This window comes from Massilimicrobiota sp. An142, assembly GCF_002160725.1.
Lineage (GTDB): Bacteria > Bacillota_I > Bacilli_A > Erysipelotrichales > Coprobacillaceae > Allocoprobacillus > Allocoprobacillus merdigallinarum.
Genome location: NZ_NFLD01000035.1, coordinates 1 through 13,208 on the forward strand (window position 1 = coordinate 1; position 13,208 = coordinate 13,208).

A 13,208-nucleotide genomic window follows, 5' to 3' on the forward strand; every position below is an offset into this window, starting at 1 on the left:
TACAAGTCAGTTGCTCTACCAATTGAGCTAAGCCGGCATAAATGGTGGAGGTTAACGGGCTCGAACCGCTGACCCTCTGCTTGTAAGGCAGATGCTCTCCCAACTGAGCTAAACCTCCACATGGCTGGGATAGCTGGATTCGAACCAGCGCAATGACAGAGTCAAAGTCTGTTGCCTTACCGCTTGGCTATATCCCAACAGTGCTTATTTAATATAACAATTTTTTAGAATATAGTCAATATTTTTTAGTGGAAAAGTTGAATTTTTTTCAAATTCAACTTGAAAAAAGATGAATCCATGGATTCATCTATAATTTTAATAATTTTTCTACACTAACAAGCTTTACACATAACACAAAAAGTTCTGTTGCTTGCTTCAATTCATTTAAAGGAGGATATGATGGGGCAATACGAATCACTGAATCATGAGGATCTTTTCCATAAGGGAAAGTTGCACCCGCATCAGTTAAAATAACACCTGCTTCTTTACATTTTTGAACAATATCTTGTGCACAATTGTCCATAGCTTCAAAAGTGATAAAATATCCACCTAATGGATGAGACCATGTTCCAATATGAAATGGTTTTAATTCTTTATCAAAAATATCTAATACCATTTCAAATTTAGGTCTTAATAATTCAGCCTGTTGACTCATATGATGTTTTAAATCTTCGATGCTTTTAAAATATTGGGCATGTCTTAATTGATTTAACTTATCATGACCAATAGATTGAACTGTTAAATGTTTTAAAATATCTTTTTTATTATTAATTGATGTAGCCATAGCCGCTACCCCAGCTCCTGGGAAAGTAACTTTTGATGTTGAACAGAATTCAAACACAAGATCAGGATTTCCTGCTTCTTGACAAGCTTCAAGAATATTTTTGACATGATCTTGATGATGATCATAAAGATGATGAATAATATAGGCATTATCCCAGAAAATTCTAAAATCTGGAGCGGCAGGTTTGAGATGTGCAAATCTTTCTACAACTTCATCAGAATATGTTATTCCTGATGGATTAGAATATTGAGGCACACACCAGATTCCTTTCACTGTTTCATCTTCTTGAACATATTTTTCTACCAGATCCATATCAGGACCATTTTCATCCATAGGAATAGATATCATTTCAATGCCAAAACGTTCTGTAATAGCAAAATGACGATCATATCCAGGCACAGGACATAAAAATTTGACTTTATCTAAATGACACCAAGGTGTATGTCCTAAATATCCATGTGTAAAACCACGACTGATCTGATCAAACATGATTGTTAAACTTGAATTTCCATAAACAATAATATGTTCAGGTGTTGTTTCTAAAATATCTGCAAATAACTGTTTGGCTTCATCAATTCCATCTAATATACCATAATTACAATAATCTTTTTTATCTGTAAAATCATAATGACTATTAATAACATCTAATAAAGGCATAGAAAGTTGAACTTGACTAAAATCAGGTTTACCACGAGCCATATTTAGCTGTAAATGTAAATCTTTCATGTCTTGGTATTGTTTGCTTAATTGTTGATGTAAAGTTTTTAATTCATCTTGATTCATATCTTGATATGCTTTCATTTTTAATCCCCCACTTTGAAGTCATTGTACCTTTTCATTCAATAAATTGCAATCTTTATTCGATAAGAAAAAATATTTATTCATTTGTATGTAATCTATGTAAAATCACAATAAATGTTGTTTTATCCTGGTGACTCGTAGCTAAGATTTCTCCATTATGAATTTGAATAATATTTTTAGCAATCGCTAAGCCTAAACCAGTTCCACCAGTTGATGAAGAACGTGAGGCATCACTACGATAAAATTTATCAAAAATATATGGCAAATCAGCACTATCAATAGGATTTCCATAATTCATAATTTTGATAGTGACAGTTTCTTCATCGTTGATAACTTCAATTTTAATTTTCTTTCCATCCTGTCCATATTTTACTGCATTAGATAAAAGATTATCGAAAACTCTTGCGATTAATTGTCCATCACCTTTAATAAAAAGGTTATTTTGACTTGTCTTGACTTCTGGAATGATATGATATTCTTGAAAAGTAGGATAAAATTCATCAACAATCTGTAAAACCAGCTCACTAATATTGATTGTTGTCATATGAACTTTCACATTCGCTTGATCTAGGCTAGTAAATTCAAATAAATCATCCATCATGCTTTGAAGTCTTTTTGATTTTTCATAAGCCACACTTGAATATTTTTGTATTTCCTCTTTCGTTAATTGCTGGTTATTCTTAATTAACTCTAAATAACCCACAATAGTTGTCAGTGGTGTTCTTAAATCATGAGCAACATTTGTAATTAAATCATTTTTTTGTTTTTCAGCATTTCTTTCAGCATCATAGGCCAAACGTTCATTTTCTTTAAGAATTTCACTTTCTTTTTCCTTATCTCTTAATGTTTTCGCAAGAGCATTAATATTGGCTGCTAATAACCCCAGTTCATCATCATATTTGATAGGGGCTTCGACCTCATAATCACCAGCAGTGACACGTTGAATAGTTCCACTTAAAACATCAATATATTTTAAAGTGATATTCATTAAATCAAAAAAAGTAACTAAAAAAATTAATAAGGAAATAAGAAAAGCAATGATGTATAACCATTCATAAGGTAAATGAAAAACATTGGTATGTTGCAAGATGATCATTAAAGCAACATCACATAAAAATGCAATCAGATAAGCAACAATGATATTAATAAATAAACGCCATCGAAAACTACTGATCAATAATCTTTGTATTTTCTTTATCATAATTCAAATTTATAACCAACACCCCAGACAGTTTTAATGTGTCGAGGATTTCTTGGCTGCCTTTCTATTTTTTCTCTTAATTTTCTAATATGGACCATAATTGTATTATTAGAATTATTTGATTTCATATGCCAGATTTTTTCAAAAATATCTTCAATAGAAAAGACTGTTCCCGGTTGACTTGCTAATAAGACGAGAATTTCATACTCAATGCGTGTTAAAGCTAAGGGCTTTCCATCTAATGTCACTAGCTTTTTTTGTGTATCAATCATTAAATCGGTTGCTTCAATAATATAAGAAGAATGATGAACAGGTTTATTTAAGACATGATAACGTCTAAGTTGTGATTTGACTCTGGCAACAAGTTCCATTGCATTAAATGGTTTACTCACATAGTCATCAGCACCAGTTAATAATCCTTCAATTTTATCATTATCAGCTGTTTTTGCAGAAACAATAATGACAGGAACATTGTATTTTTCTCGAATCATTTTCAATGCTTGAATTCCATCTATTTCAGGCATCATGATATCCAAGATGACAAGATCAATATGATATCGAGGAATATCATCTATAAGGGAAGATGCGTTATATCTTTTTTCAACAGTATATCCTTCTTGGGTTAAATAAATTTCAATTAAATCAGTAATTTCTTTTTCATCATCAACAACAAGAATATGTGGATTTTCCATATAGATCGCCTCCTATGCTTATTATATAGAAAATAATCAAAACGACAATCATTTTTATAAAATAATAGGCTAAAATATATGTTATAATGATGTATAAAAATAGAAAAGGGAGTTTATCATATGAATATCATATTTGAAAAAGCAAGTAGAAAAGATGTGCCAATCATACTACAGTTTATTAAAGATCTGGCACGTTATGAAAAATTAGAAAATGAAGTTATAGCAACAGAAGAATTAATTGAAGAATGGTTATTTGATAAAGAAAAAGCAGAAGTTATTTTTGCGGTTGTTGATCATAAAAAGATAGGTTTTGCTTTATTTTTTCATAATTTTTCAACATTTTTAGGACGTGCAGGTCTCTATTTAGAAGATTTATATATTATGCCAGAATATCGTGGACATGGTTATGGTAAAGCCATGATTAAAGAACTTGCAAGAATTGCAGTTGAACGAGGATGTGGAAGGCTAGAATGGTGGTGTTTGGATTGGAATCAGTCAAGCATTGATTTTTACCTTTCATTAGGTGCAAAAGCCATGGATGAGTGGACTGTTTATCGTATAACAGGTGAATCTTTAAGAAAATTATCAGAATAATAAGAAAAAATAATTGCTTTGATAAATAATTTTTGCTAGAATAAGAAAGGGCACTCAGGCTTTCCGCTGGAGTGCATTTTTATTTGAGAAAGGAGATAGTGAAAATGGCTAAATTTATATTTGTGACAGGTGGAGTTGTTTCGGGATTAGGAAAAGGATTGACAGCTGCATCTTTAGGGAGATTGCTTAAACAAAGAGGATTAAAAGTCTTTATGCAAAAGCTTGATCCTTATATTAATGTGGATCCGGGAACAATGTCGCCATTTCAACACGGTGAAGTGTTTGTCACTGCTGATGGTGCCGAAACAGACTTGGATTTAGGACATTATGAACGTTTTATTGATGAAGAATTGAATCGTAGTTCATCTATTACAACAGGAAGAATTTATAGCGATGTCATTTCTAAAGAACGTCGTGGAGATTATTTAGGGGCAACAGTTCAGGTTGTTCCTCATATTACCAATGAAATCAAGGCAAAGATTTATGCAGCTGCTAAAAGCAGTCAAGCAGATATTGTGATTACTGAAATAGGTGGAACTGTTGGTGATATCGAAAGTTTGCCTTTTATTGAAGCCATTAGACAAGTCCGTTTAGATATAGGATATAAAAATACTCTTTATATACATACAACATTACTACCTTATATTGGAGCAAGCCATGAGGTCAAAACCAAACCAACACAACATAGTGTTAAAGAACTAAGAGGATATGGTATTCAGCCAGATATTATTGTTTGTCGTAGTGAAAAACATATTGATCAGGAATTAAAAGAAAAAATTTCTTTATTCTGTAATGTCCCAGTAGAAGCTGTTATTTCTAATTATGATGTTGATGTTTTATATGAACTGCCAATGATGTTATTGGAACAGCATATGGATGATTTGGTATTGGATCATTTAAGAATAGAAGCTCCAAAAGCTGATATGACTGAATGGCAACAGCTTATTCAACGTGTTAAAGGTCTTAATAAAGAATTAACAATCAAGATGGTTGGAAAATATGTACAATTACCAGATGCTTATTTATCAGTCAATGAAGCTTTACGCCATGCAGGTTATTATGAAAATAGTACCGTACATATTGATTGGATTAATGCTGAAGACATTAATGATGAAAATGTAGGAGACATGTTAAAGGGAGCAGATGGTATCTTGGTTCCTGGTGGCTTTGGACAACGTGGTATTGAAGGAATGATTAAGGCTATTCGCTTTGCAAGAGAAGAAAAGATTCCATTTTTAGGTATTTGTTTAGGAATGCAATTGGCTTCTATTGAGTTTGCAAGACATGTCTGTGGACTTCAAGATGTCAATTCTATTGAATTTGATGAGATGTGTGCAACACCATTAATTCACTTAATGAGTGATCAGACATTAAACGATATGGGTGGTACACAAAGACTAGGAAATTATGATTGTGAGTTATTAAAAGGAAGTCGTGTTCATGAACTATATGGCAAAGACTTGATTCAACAAAGACATAGACATCGTTATGAATTCAATAATAAATATAAAGAAATTCTTGAAGAACATGGATTAATTGTATCTGGGAAAAATCCAGAAAGAGATCTTGTGGAAATTATTGAATTAGAAAATCATCCATATTTTGTAGCTTGTCAATTCCATCCAGAATTTGCTTCACGTCCAAATCGTAGTGAACCTATCTTCCAAGGATTTATCACAGCTGCATGTCATAAGAAATATCAAGAAGAGAGCACTCAAAACTGAGTGCTTTTTATGTGGGTTTCAAAGGAGAATTTATGATTGGTATTGTCAGAATAAAAGGAATAATGTTGCATTTTTATATGAAGAATATAATCTTTTTTGATTATTTATTTCTTTATATAATAAACATAGAGGGGAGGTAGAGAAAATGCGATTATATTCTATAATGAAAGATTTTTTTGAACAAGCAACCTACCTCTCAGTTGAATACTTTACAACAAAATATGGTGTATCTAAAAGAACTATTCAAAAAGATATTTCTTATTTAATGCGTATTTCTCCTCGCAAAGGTTTTAGATTACATATGAAAAGAGGAGAAGGATACTTATTAGAAGTCACGAATAAAGTGCTATTAGATGATTTTTTAGATACTTTAAATGAAGGTTTTTTTGTTCCAACAAAAGAAAGACCAGCACAGATTTTATCTTTTCTTTCTATTCAAGATGGATTTGTTTCAATGGATAAGATAGCTGAGTTTCTTCAGGTATCAAAAACAGTTATCAAAAATGATATGGAAGATGTAGAGAAACTGGCACAACGTTATCATATTCTCATTGAACGTAAACATCATTATGGAGTAAGAATTCATGGGCTTGAAAAAGATATCAAAGCTTATTTAACAGATGAATATTTGAATCAGGATTTAGTTGTTCAAACAGCTGTTAATGATGTTGTGAAAGACTTTAAGCTCGTAGAAGATGCCTTTATAGATTTATTGATACATGAGAATTTAAATGTGAATTATAATGAATTGTTAAATATTACCGAGTATTTAAAGGTGATGATTTATCGTGCAATCCTGAATCATGAAAGAAAAGAAGGAGAAATTCAGGGAAATGATACATTTCATCGTATTGTTAAAGAGATTACTCAATTACTTCAGAACATATATCAGGTTGAGTTTAGTCGAGCAAGTATTGATGACTTCATAGTCATTTTGAATAAAAATGTTAGAAAACGCATAGAAAATGTTGGTTTTAGTGATACTTTGGAAAATGACATTAATGAATTTCTAAGCAAGATAGATAAGATTTATCAGACAAATTTTTTACAAGATGCAGACTTTAAAAAGTTTTTGTTATCGCACGTGACTTTGCTAATTGACCGATTGCGAGATAAGATTTCTTATAAAAATGAATTAGCAAATAAATTAAGCATCACAAATCCTATGATTTTTAATATTGCGATTCAATTCTGTGATATGTTATCAGAAAAATATAATGTTCAATCAACTTTTGATGAGATTGGTTTTGTAGCAATGCATTTTGCTGGACATATGGAAAAAGAAAAACAATTAAAATTACAATCATATAATCGCATTGGTGTTGTCTGCTCTTCTGGTGGTGGGAGTGCCTACATGATTAAATTACAGATTGAATCTTTATTCCCTAACGCAACAGTGCAGACATTCTCTTTTTTGCAGAAAAATGATTTATTGGCTTATAAACCTGATTTGGTTTTTACCGTTTTGCCTTTGTCATTTGATGTCCAAGTTCCGGTGATTTATATTAAAGAGTTGTTAGATGATAAAGATTTGATTCGTATTAAACAGATTCTGCAAACAGATGAATATGATCCGTATACATTGATTCATGATGAACCACCTTATGCAGCTTTCTTTTCTAAAGATTTTTTCAAAATTGTGAAGGAAGATAACTATGAGCGATTAATTTATACTATGGCACAAGAACTGGAAGAGAAAAAATATGGAAAAGAAGGATTTACAGATATGGTTATGCAACGTGAATCTTTTGTGAGTACGATATATTTTAATGGTATTTGTATACCCCATCCAATTGAAACAGATGCTTTAAAAAACATGATTTCAGTCTGTGTTCTAGAAAATCCTTTTTTCTGGAATGAAAAAGAAGTTAAGATTGTTTTTATGATATGTTTGAAAAAAGATCAGATAGAAATGTATAAGGTGTTGACAACGCAGTTATATAAGTTGATGCAGGAAAAAAAGTATGTTGATCGTATTTTTCACGTAAAATCATTTGAAGAATTGATGGCCGTTATGAAGGAGTTAGGAGGTGTTAATCATGAATAGTCAATTGTTAAAAAAATTAAGTGATGCTGATAGTATTGCTTCTTGTGAAGATGAAGTTAGAGAAATACTTTATCAGGAATTAAAAGAAGTCTGTGACGATATTTCTTGTGATGCACTAGGCAGTCTTATATTTCATAAACGTGGAACGGATGAAAATGCTTTGAAGATCATGATATGTGCACATATGGATGAGGTCGGTTTTATTGTACGACATATTTCTGATATTGGATTTCTTTATGTAATGGCTGTTGGTGGTGTTTTGGATAAGAGCAAAGAAATGCAAATTGTTAGAGTCACAACGGAAGATGGTCAAAAAATAGAAGGTTTATTAAATGTTACAAAAGATGATGAAGGCCATATCAAAGAAATGTATATAGATATTGGTTGTGATACGCGTGAAGAGGTAGAGGCTTTAGGAATTGAAGTTGGAAATATGGTTTGTTTTGCCAGTCAAATGCGCTCACTCTCATCGCAGCATGTATATATGGGCAAAGCTATGGATGATCGTAGTGGATGTTATGTCGTTGCTGAAACGCTAAAGCACCTATCACATGATACAAAAAATGATCTTTATTTTGTTGCAACAAGTAGCGAAGAAGTAGGATTACGAGGAGCGCAAACAGCAACTTATCAAATTGATCCAGATGTGGTTTTTGCTGTGGATGTTGCGAATAATCCGGAGCTAGTCAAAAATTATACCAATCATCGTTTGATTGGAAAAGGTCCAATGCTTGTCCATTATGACAAGACTATGGCGCCTAATCGTCAATTGATTCGTTATGTAAAAGCAGTTGCGAATAAGCATCAAATTCCTTACCAAAATGATATGCTTAGTGGTGGTGGAACGGATGCAGGACAGGCTCATTTACAAAAAGGTGGACGTTTGGCGATGGTTTTGGGTATTCCACTTCGTTATTGTCATGGAGCTTATTCAATGGTTCATGCTGATGATTTGGACCATCTGGTAGAATTGTTAGTTCATTTGCTACAGAGTGATGCAAAAGAATATAGGAATATGACAGATTATTTGGGAGGAAAGTAAAAATGACAGAAATGGAAAAAAGTATTATTGGGATGATTTCATCTGCTGGGCAAAGTAAAGCTAAAGCATTTGAAGCATTAAAGAAAGTGAAAACTGGAGAGTATGATGAAGCAAGAAAATTGCTTGAAGAAGCTAGGGAAGCTGATGTTCAAGCACATACGATCCAGACAAAGCTTATCCAGGCAGAAATGTCAGAAAATGGAGATAAGCCAGAAGTTGGGTTATTAATGGTTCATGCACAGGATCATTATATGACTTCTCAATTAGCAAGAGATCTAATTGAGGAATTAATAAATGTATTTGAAGCAAAGGAGGGGAAATAAGATGAAAATTGTATTATGTTGTGCTGGAGGTTTTTCAACAACTATGCTTATGGATAGTATGAAAAATACTGTAAAGAATAGTGCTAAATTAGATGAAAAGGATTTTGAATTTGTGGCTATTCCAGTTGATATTTTACAAAGTGAAGTTGAAACTTGTGATGTATTAGTTATTGGACCTCAAATCGCTCATAAATTGGACTATATTAAACCAATTATTGAACCATACAATATTCCATATGTTATTGTTGATCAGGATACTTATGGAAAAATGGATGGAGCAACTGTTTTGAAAAAAGCACTTGTTGAAAGAAAAAAAGCAGATATGAAAAAATAGGGAGTGGGTGAATGTATGTTTGACAAATTTGAAGCATTTATGAACAAGTATTTAACTCCACTAGCAAACAAGATGGATAAACAAGTTCATTTAAGTGCTGTAAAAAAAGCTATGGTTGCAATGACTCCGTTGTTGATTATTGGGAGTTTCTGTTTGATTCCAGAAGCTATTCCAAATATGATTGGAGAAAACAACCCAGTATCACAATGGATTTTAAACAATCTTGATATTATTTATATTCCATATAATGTTGGTATGGGATTAATGTCTTTATATGTATCAGTAATTATCGCATATCATCTTGCAAATTCTTATAAGCAGGATGTTCCTGGAAGTGTCAGCATGGGATTAATTGCCTTTTTAATGATGACAGTTCAATATACTGAAGATGGTGGAATTGATACAACTTATTTTGGAACAAAAGGTTTATTTGCAGCAATGTTTGCATCATTGATTGCAGTAGAACTTTATCGTTGGTGTAAGAAAAAGAAATTTACTATTAGAATGCCTGAATCAGTTCCGGATTTCGTATCACGTTCTTTTGAAATGATTCCTATTTCAGTTATTGTTATTGGATTTTTCTTAATTATTCGTATTTTATGTGTCAATGTATTTAATACAATGCCACCACTTATCTTTACGAATTTATTAGCACCTCTAGTTGGTTCTATGGACAATCCATTTGCTTATACATTCTTGAAGATGCTACATTGTTTATTATTCTTCTTTGGTATTCATCCATCAGTATTAAGTCCAATTACAAGTCCAATTTCAACTCAATTCTTAGCAGAAAATATTGCAAATTATCAAGCAGGAGTTGAAATGACACACTTCTTTACACCTGGACCTGAATCAGCATTTGGTAACTTTACAGGAACAGGAGTTACATTTGGATTAGTACTTTGGTGCTTATTATCTAAGAATAAAGCTTTAAAACAAATTGGTGGAGTAGCACTTATTCCAGCATTGTTTGGAATTAATGAACCAATCTTATTTGGAGCACCAATTGTATTAAATCCTGTATTCTTTATTCCATATGTTATTTGTGGAGGTATTATAGGAAGTTTAGGGGGATGGGCTCAATATCTTGGTATTATGAGTTGTTCATTCTTTACACCTCCATATGTTGGAGTTTTCCTAGAAGGTTATTTAACGAATATGGACTTTATGTCTATTGTTGTTAATGCAGTACAGATGATTCTTTCTATTATTGTATGGTATCCATTCTTTAAAATGTATGAACAACGCTATGGAAAACAAGATGAAAAGACTAATGATAATTCATTATTGACAAAAGAAGATGAAGATATCTTAAATGATTTAGATTTAGACTTTTAATGATAAGGCAAGCAAAAGCTTGCCTTTCTATCTAGGAGGTAAATAATATGGCCAAAAGAATAGAAAAAGTGCAAGATTTTCTAAAGAATCAAAAACTTGATGCTTTATTAATTCAAAGCAAAACTATGAAAAAATGGATGTCAACAATGTTAGGAAGTGGGTGTAAGGTTCTTATCACTCAACAACATGGATATTTAATTCTGGATGGACGTTATATAACTGAAGCGAAAGAAACTGAGTTTGATTTAGAAATCAGACTTCATAATCCTCATACGACAGGAAAAAGTTATTTATATGCAGTAGAGAACATATTAAAAGAAGAGCATTGTCAATCATTAGGTGTAGAGGCTAGTGAAGTATTGGTTAAAGATTATCAAAAACTACAGACATTGGATGTAGATATTCATTTATTTGATGAGGAAATTACGAATTTAAGAATTGTTAAGGATGATAGTGAAATTGTTGCTATGCAAAAAACGATTTCTTTGACAGATGATGTGTATGCAAAAGTATTACAACATATTCGAATAGGAATGACAGAATATGAAATAAGTGCCTTGGTTCAATATTATGCAATTGCTGCTGGAGCTCAGCAAATGTCTTTTGAAACGGTTGTTACAAGTGGAGAAAGAACTGCTTTGCCACACGGACGACCAACATCACGTAAGGTCAAGGCTCATGAGCCAATTATGATTGATTTTGGAATTCAATATCAAAATTATCAGTCAGATATGACGCGTGTTTGTTTTATTGGTGAGCCATTGCCTCAATATAGAAATATTTATGATTTGGTTTTAAAGGCACAATTAACGGGGTTAGAGGCTATTCGTGCAGGCGCAAAGGCATGTGATGTAGATCGTGCAGCTCGCCAAGTCATTGAAGAAGCAGGATATGGTGAATATTTTGATCATGGTCTTGGACATGGAATAGGGGTAACAGATAGTGGTGAAGGACCCATTTTAAATAGTCAAAGTCAAACAATTCTGCAAAATGGCATGATGATGTCTTGTGAACCAGGAGTTTATGTTCCTGGTTTAGGAGGTATTCGTATTGAAGATGATGTTGTCATCATTGATGGGAAAGGTGTTCCAATGAATAAGACACCAAAAGATTATATAATATTGGAGGAAAAATAAATGAAATATGATTTTGATGAAATTCATAATCGTTTGGGAACATATTGTACACAATGGGATTACATAGAAGATCGTTTTCACAAAAAAGATTTGATTCCTTTTTCGATTTCTGATACAGATTTTATTGTTCCAAAACCTATAACAGATAAAATTCATGAAGTTGCCAATCATCAGATTTATGGATATACCAGATGGAATCATCATGATTTTAAATCATCTATCACAACTTATTTTCAAAGGCGTTTTGATACTCATATTGAGGAAGATTGGATTTTGTATAGTCCAAGTGTTATGTATTCAGTTTCACTGTTAATTCGTTTGCTGAGTCAACCACATGATAAAGTCTTGACGATGAATCCAATGTATGATGCATTCATCAATGTCATTTTAGAAAACGATAGAGAATTAGTTTCACATCATTTGATAAAAACAAATGGAACCTTTGAAATTGACTTTGAAGTATTTGAACAGCAAGCATCTCAATGTCAAATATTACTTTTATGTTCGCCACATAATCCAACGGGTAGAATCTGGCGTGATGATGAAATAAAAAAAATGATTGAAATATGTAAAAAATATCAAGTTAAGATGATTTCAGATGAAATACATATGGATATTCAAATTAAAGATCAAAAACATCAGCCGTTGTTGAAATATCTCAATGAATATGATGAAATGTATACTGCGAGTTCTTCAAGTAAAACTTTAAATACACCAGGTTTGATAGGATCTTATGTAATAATTCCTAATGAAAAAGTAAGAGATGCTTTTGTGGGTGTAACGCGAAGAAGAGATTTTTTGAACTCAGCAAGTATTTTCGGTATGTATGCAACAATGATTGGTTATACACAATGTGATGATTATATTGATCAATTAAATGAATATATTCGTGGGAATATGGAATTAGTGGAAAACTTTATTCATGATTATTTACCGGATTTCCATTTTCAAAGACCTGAAGCTACTTATTTAGCTTGGATTGATGCTCGAGATGTTCCTTTTACTAGTGATGAAATTCAGGAAGCTTTAGTAAATATCGGTGGTGTTGCTATTATGAAAGGTGAGACATATGGTGAAAATGGAACAAAATATTTGAGAATGAATTTAGGATGTCCACGTGCTAAAGTACAAGAAGGATTAAATCGCTTTAAAAAGGCAATGGATGCCTTATATCATAAGTAGGAGGATTGTT

The 13,208-nt window shown here is 32.1% G+C and carries 12 protein-coding genes and 2 tRNA genes; 9 read left to right on the plus strand and 5 right to left on the minus strand.

What is annotated here, in order from left to right; genetic code table 11:
* Window positions 1-42: 42 nt before the first annotated feature.
* From B5E87_RS12415 to B5E87_RS12435, 5 genes are all read right to left on the minus strand, one after another.
* A tRNA-Val gene (locus B5E87_RS12415) sits at window positions 43-118 on the minus strand.
* A 3-nt stretch (window positions 119-121) separates the two neighbouring features.
* Window positions 122-197: transfer RNA gene (locus B5E87_RS12420), tRNA-Gln, on the minus strand.
* A 110-nt stretch (window positions 198-307) separates the two neighbouring features.
* Window positions 308-1,585 (minus strand): aspartate aminotransferase type Ic, encoded by a 1,278-nt coding sequence (locus tag B5E87_RS12425; protein ID WP_087245286.1) that lies wholly within the window; start codon window positions 1,583-1,585, stop codon window positions 308-310.
* Between the two features lie 76 nt (window positions 1,586-1,661).
* On the minus strand, window positions 1,662-2,786 hold the full coding sequence (locus B5E87_RS12430) for a sensor histidine kinase (RefSeq protein WP_087245288.1): 1,125 nt from the start codon (window positions 2,784-2,786) through the stop codon (window positions 1,662-1,664).
* Window positions 2,783-3,478 carry a response regulator transcription factor gene (locus B5E87_RS12435; protein ID WP_087245290.1) on the minus strand — a complete coding sequence of 232 codons (696 nt, stop codon included), beginning with the start codon at window positions 3,476-3,478 and terminating at the stop codon, window positions 2,783-2,785. The genes B5E87_RS12430 and B5E87_RS12435 overlap by 4 nt, the downstream gene beginning before the upstream one ends.
* Window positions 3,479-3,598: 120 nt before the next feature.
* Between B5E87_RS12435 and B5E87_RS12440 the strand changes: the two genes are divergently transcribed.
* From B5E87_RS12440 to B5E87_RS12480, 9 genes are all read left to right on the plus strand, one after another.
* Window positions 3,599-4,072, plus strand: a complete 474-nt coding sequence (locus tag B5E87_RS12440) for a GNAT family N-acetyltransferase (protein WP_087245292.1) — start codon at window positions 3,599-3,601, stop codon at window positions 4,070-4,072.
* A 104-nt stretch (window positions 4,073-4,176) separates the two neighbouring features.
* Window positions 4,177-5,796, plus strand: a complete 1,620-nt coding sequence (locus B5E87_RS12445; protein ID WP_087245294.1) for a CTP synthase — start codon at window positions 4,177-4,179, stop codon at window positions 5,794-5,796.
* A 163-nt stretch (window positions 5,797-5,959) separates the two neighbouring features.
* A complete protein-coding gene (locus B5E87_RS12450) occupies window positions 5,960-7,843 on the plus strand; it encodes a PTS sugar transporter subunit IIA (protein ID WP_241147181.1) in 1,884 nt (627 codons plus the stop codon).
* Window positions 7,836-8,885, plus strand: coding sequence for an aminopeptidase (gene ypdE / locus B5E87_RS12455; protein WP_087245298.1), 1,050 nt, complete (start codon window positions 7,836-7,838; stop codon window positions 8,883-8,885). Before B5E87_RS12450 ends, ypdE begins: the two co-directional genes overlap by 8 nt.
* 2 nt (window positions 8,886-8,887) lie before the next feature.
* Window positions 8,888-9,208, plus strand: a complete 321-nt coding sequence (locus B5E87_RS12460) for a PTS lactose/cellobiose transporter subunit IIA (RefSeq protein ID WP_087245300.1) — start codon at window positions 8,888-8,890, stop codon at window positions 9,206-9,208.
* 1 nt (window position 9,209) lies between these two features.
* Window positions 9,210-9,542, plus strand: coding sequence for a PTS sugar transporter subunit IIB (locus tag B5E87_RS12465; RefSeq protein WP_087245302.1), 333 nt, complete (start codon window positions 9,210-9,212; stop codon window positions 9,540-9,542).
* A gap of 15 nt (window positions 9,543-9,557) precedes the next feature.
* The gene (locus tag B5E87_RS12470; protein ID WP_087245304.1) at window positions 9,558-10,880 is read left to right on the plus strand and encodes a PTS sugar transporter subunit IIC; all 1,323 of its coding nucleotides are present in this window, start codon (window positions 9,558-9,560) and stop codon (window positions 10,878-10,880) included.
* Window positions 10,881-10,927: 47 nt separating this feature from the next.
* Complete coding sequence (locus B5E87_RS12475; RefSeq protein WP_087245306.1) at window positions 10,928-12,016, plus strand: M24 family metallopeptidase; 1,089 nt, start codon at window positions 10,928-10,930, stop codon at window positions 12,014-12,016.
* Complete coding sequence (locus B5E87_RS12480) at window positions 12,017-13,198, plus strand: MalY/PatB family protein (RefSeq protein ID WP_087245308.1); 1,182 nt, start codon at window positions 12,017-12,019, stop codon at window positions 13,196-13,198. It abuts the gene before it with no gap.
* Window positions 13,199-13,208: the final 10 nt, after the last annotated feature.

What these genes read in the sequence shown, in the direction of transcription:
- B5E87_RS12425 (WP_087245286.1), bottom strand. Translation starts at nt 1,585, where the DNA reads ATGAAAGCATATCAAGATATGAATCAAGATGAATTAAAAACTTTACAT.
- B5E87_RS12430 (WP_087245288.1), bottom strand. Translation starts at nt 2,786, where the DNA reads ATGATAAAGAAAATACAAAGATTATTGATCAGTAGTTTTCGATGGCGT.
- B5E87_RS12435 (WP_087245290.1), bottom strand. Translation starts at nt 3,478, where the DNA reads ATGGAAAATCCACATATTCTTGTTGTTGATGATGAAAAAGAAATTACT.
- B5E87_RS12440 (WP_087245292.1), top strand. Translation starts at nt 3,599, where the DNA reads ATGAATATCATATTTGAAAAAGCAAGTAGAAAAGATGTGCCAATCATA.
- B5E87_RS12445 (WP_087245294.1), top strand. Translation starts at nt 4,177, where the DNA reads ATGGCTAAATTTATATTTGTGACAGGTGGAGTTGTTTCGGGATTAGGA.
- B5E87_RS12450 (WP_241147181.1), top strand. Translation starts at nt 5,960, where the DNA reads ATGAAAGATTTTTTTGAACAAGCAACCTACCTCTCAGTTGAATACTTT.
- ypdE (WP_087245298.1), top strand. Translation starts at nt 7,836, where the DNA reads ATGAATAGTCAATTGTTAAAAAAATTAAGTGATGCTGATAGTATTGCT.
- B5E87_RS12460 (WP_087245300.1), top strand. Translation starts at nt 8,888, where the DNA reads ATGACAGAAATGGAAAAAAGTATTATTGGGATGATTTCATCTGCTGGG.
- B5E87_RS12465 (WP_087245302.1), top strand. Translation starts at nt 9,210, where the DNA reads ATGAAAATTGTATTATGTTGTGCTGGAGGTTTTTCAACAACTATGCTT.
- B5E87_RS12470 (WP_087245304.1), top strand. Translation starts at nt 9,558, where the DNA reads ATGTTTGACAAATTTGAAGCATTTATGAACAAGTATTTAACTCCACTA.
- B5E87_RS12475 (WP_087245306.1), top strand. Translation starts at nt 10,928, where the DNA reads ATGGCCAAAAGAATAGAAAAAGTGCAAGATTTTCTAAAGAATCAAAAA.
- B5E87_RS12480 (WP_087245308.1), top strand. Translation starts at nt 12,017, where the DNA reads ATGAAATATGATTTTGATGAAATTCATAATCGTTTGGGAACATATTGT.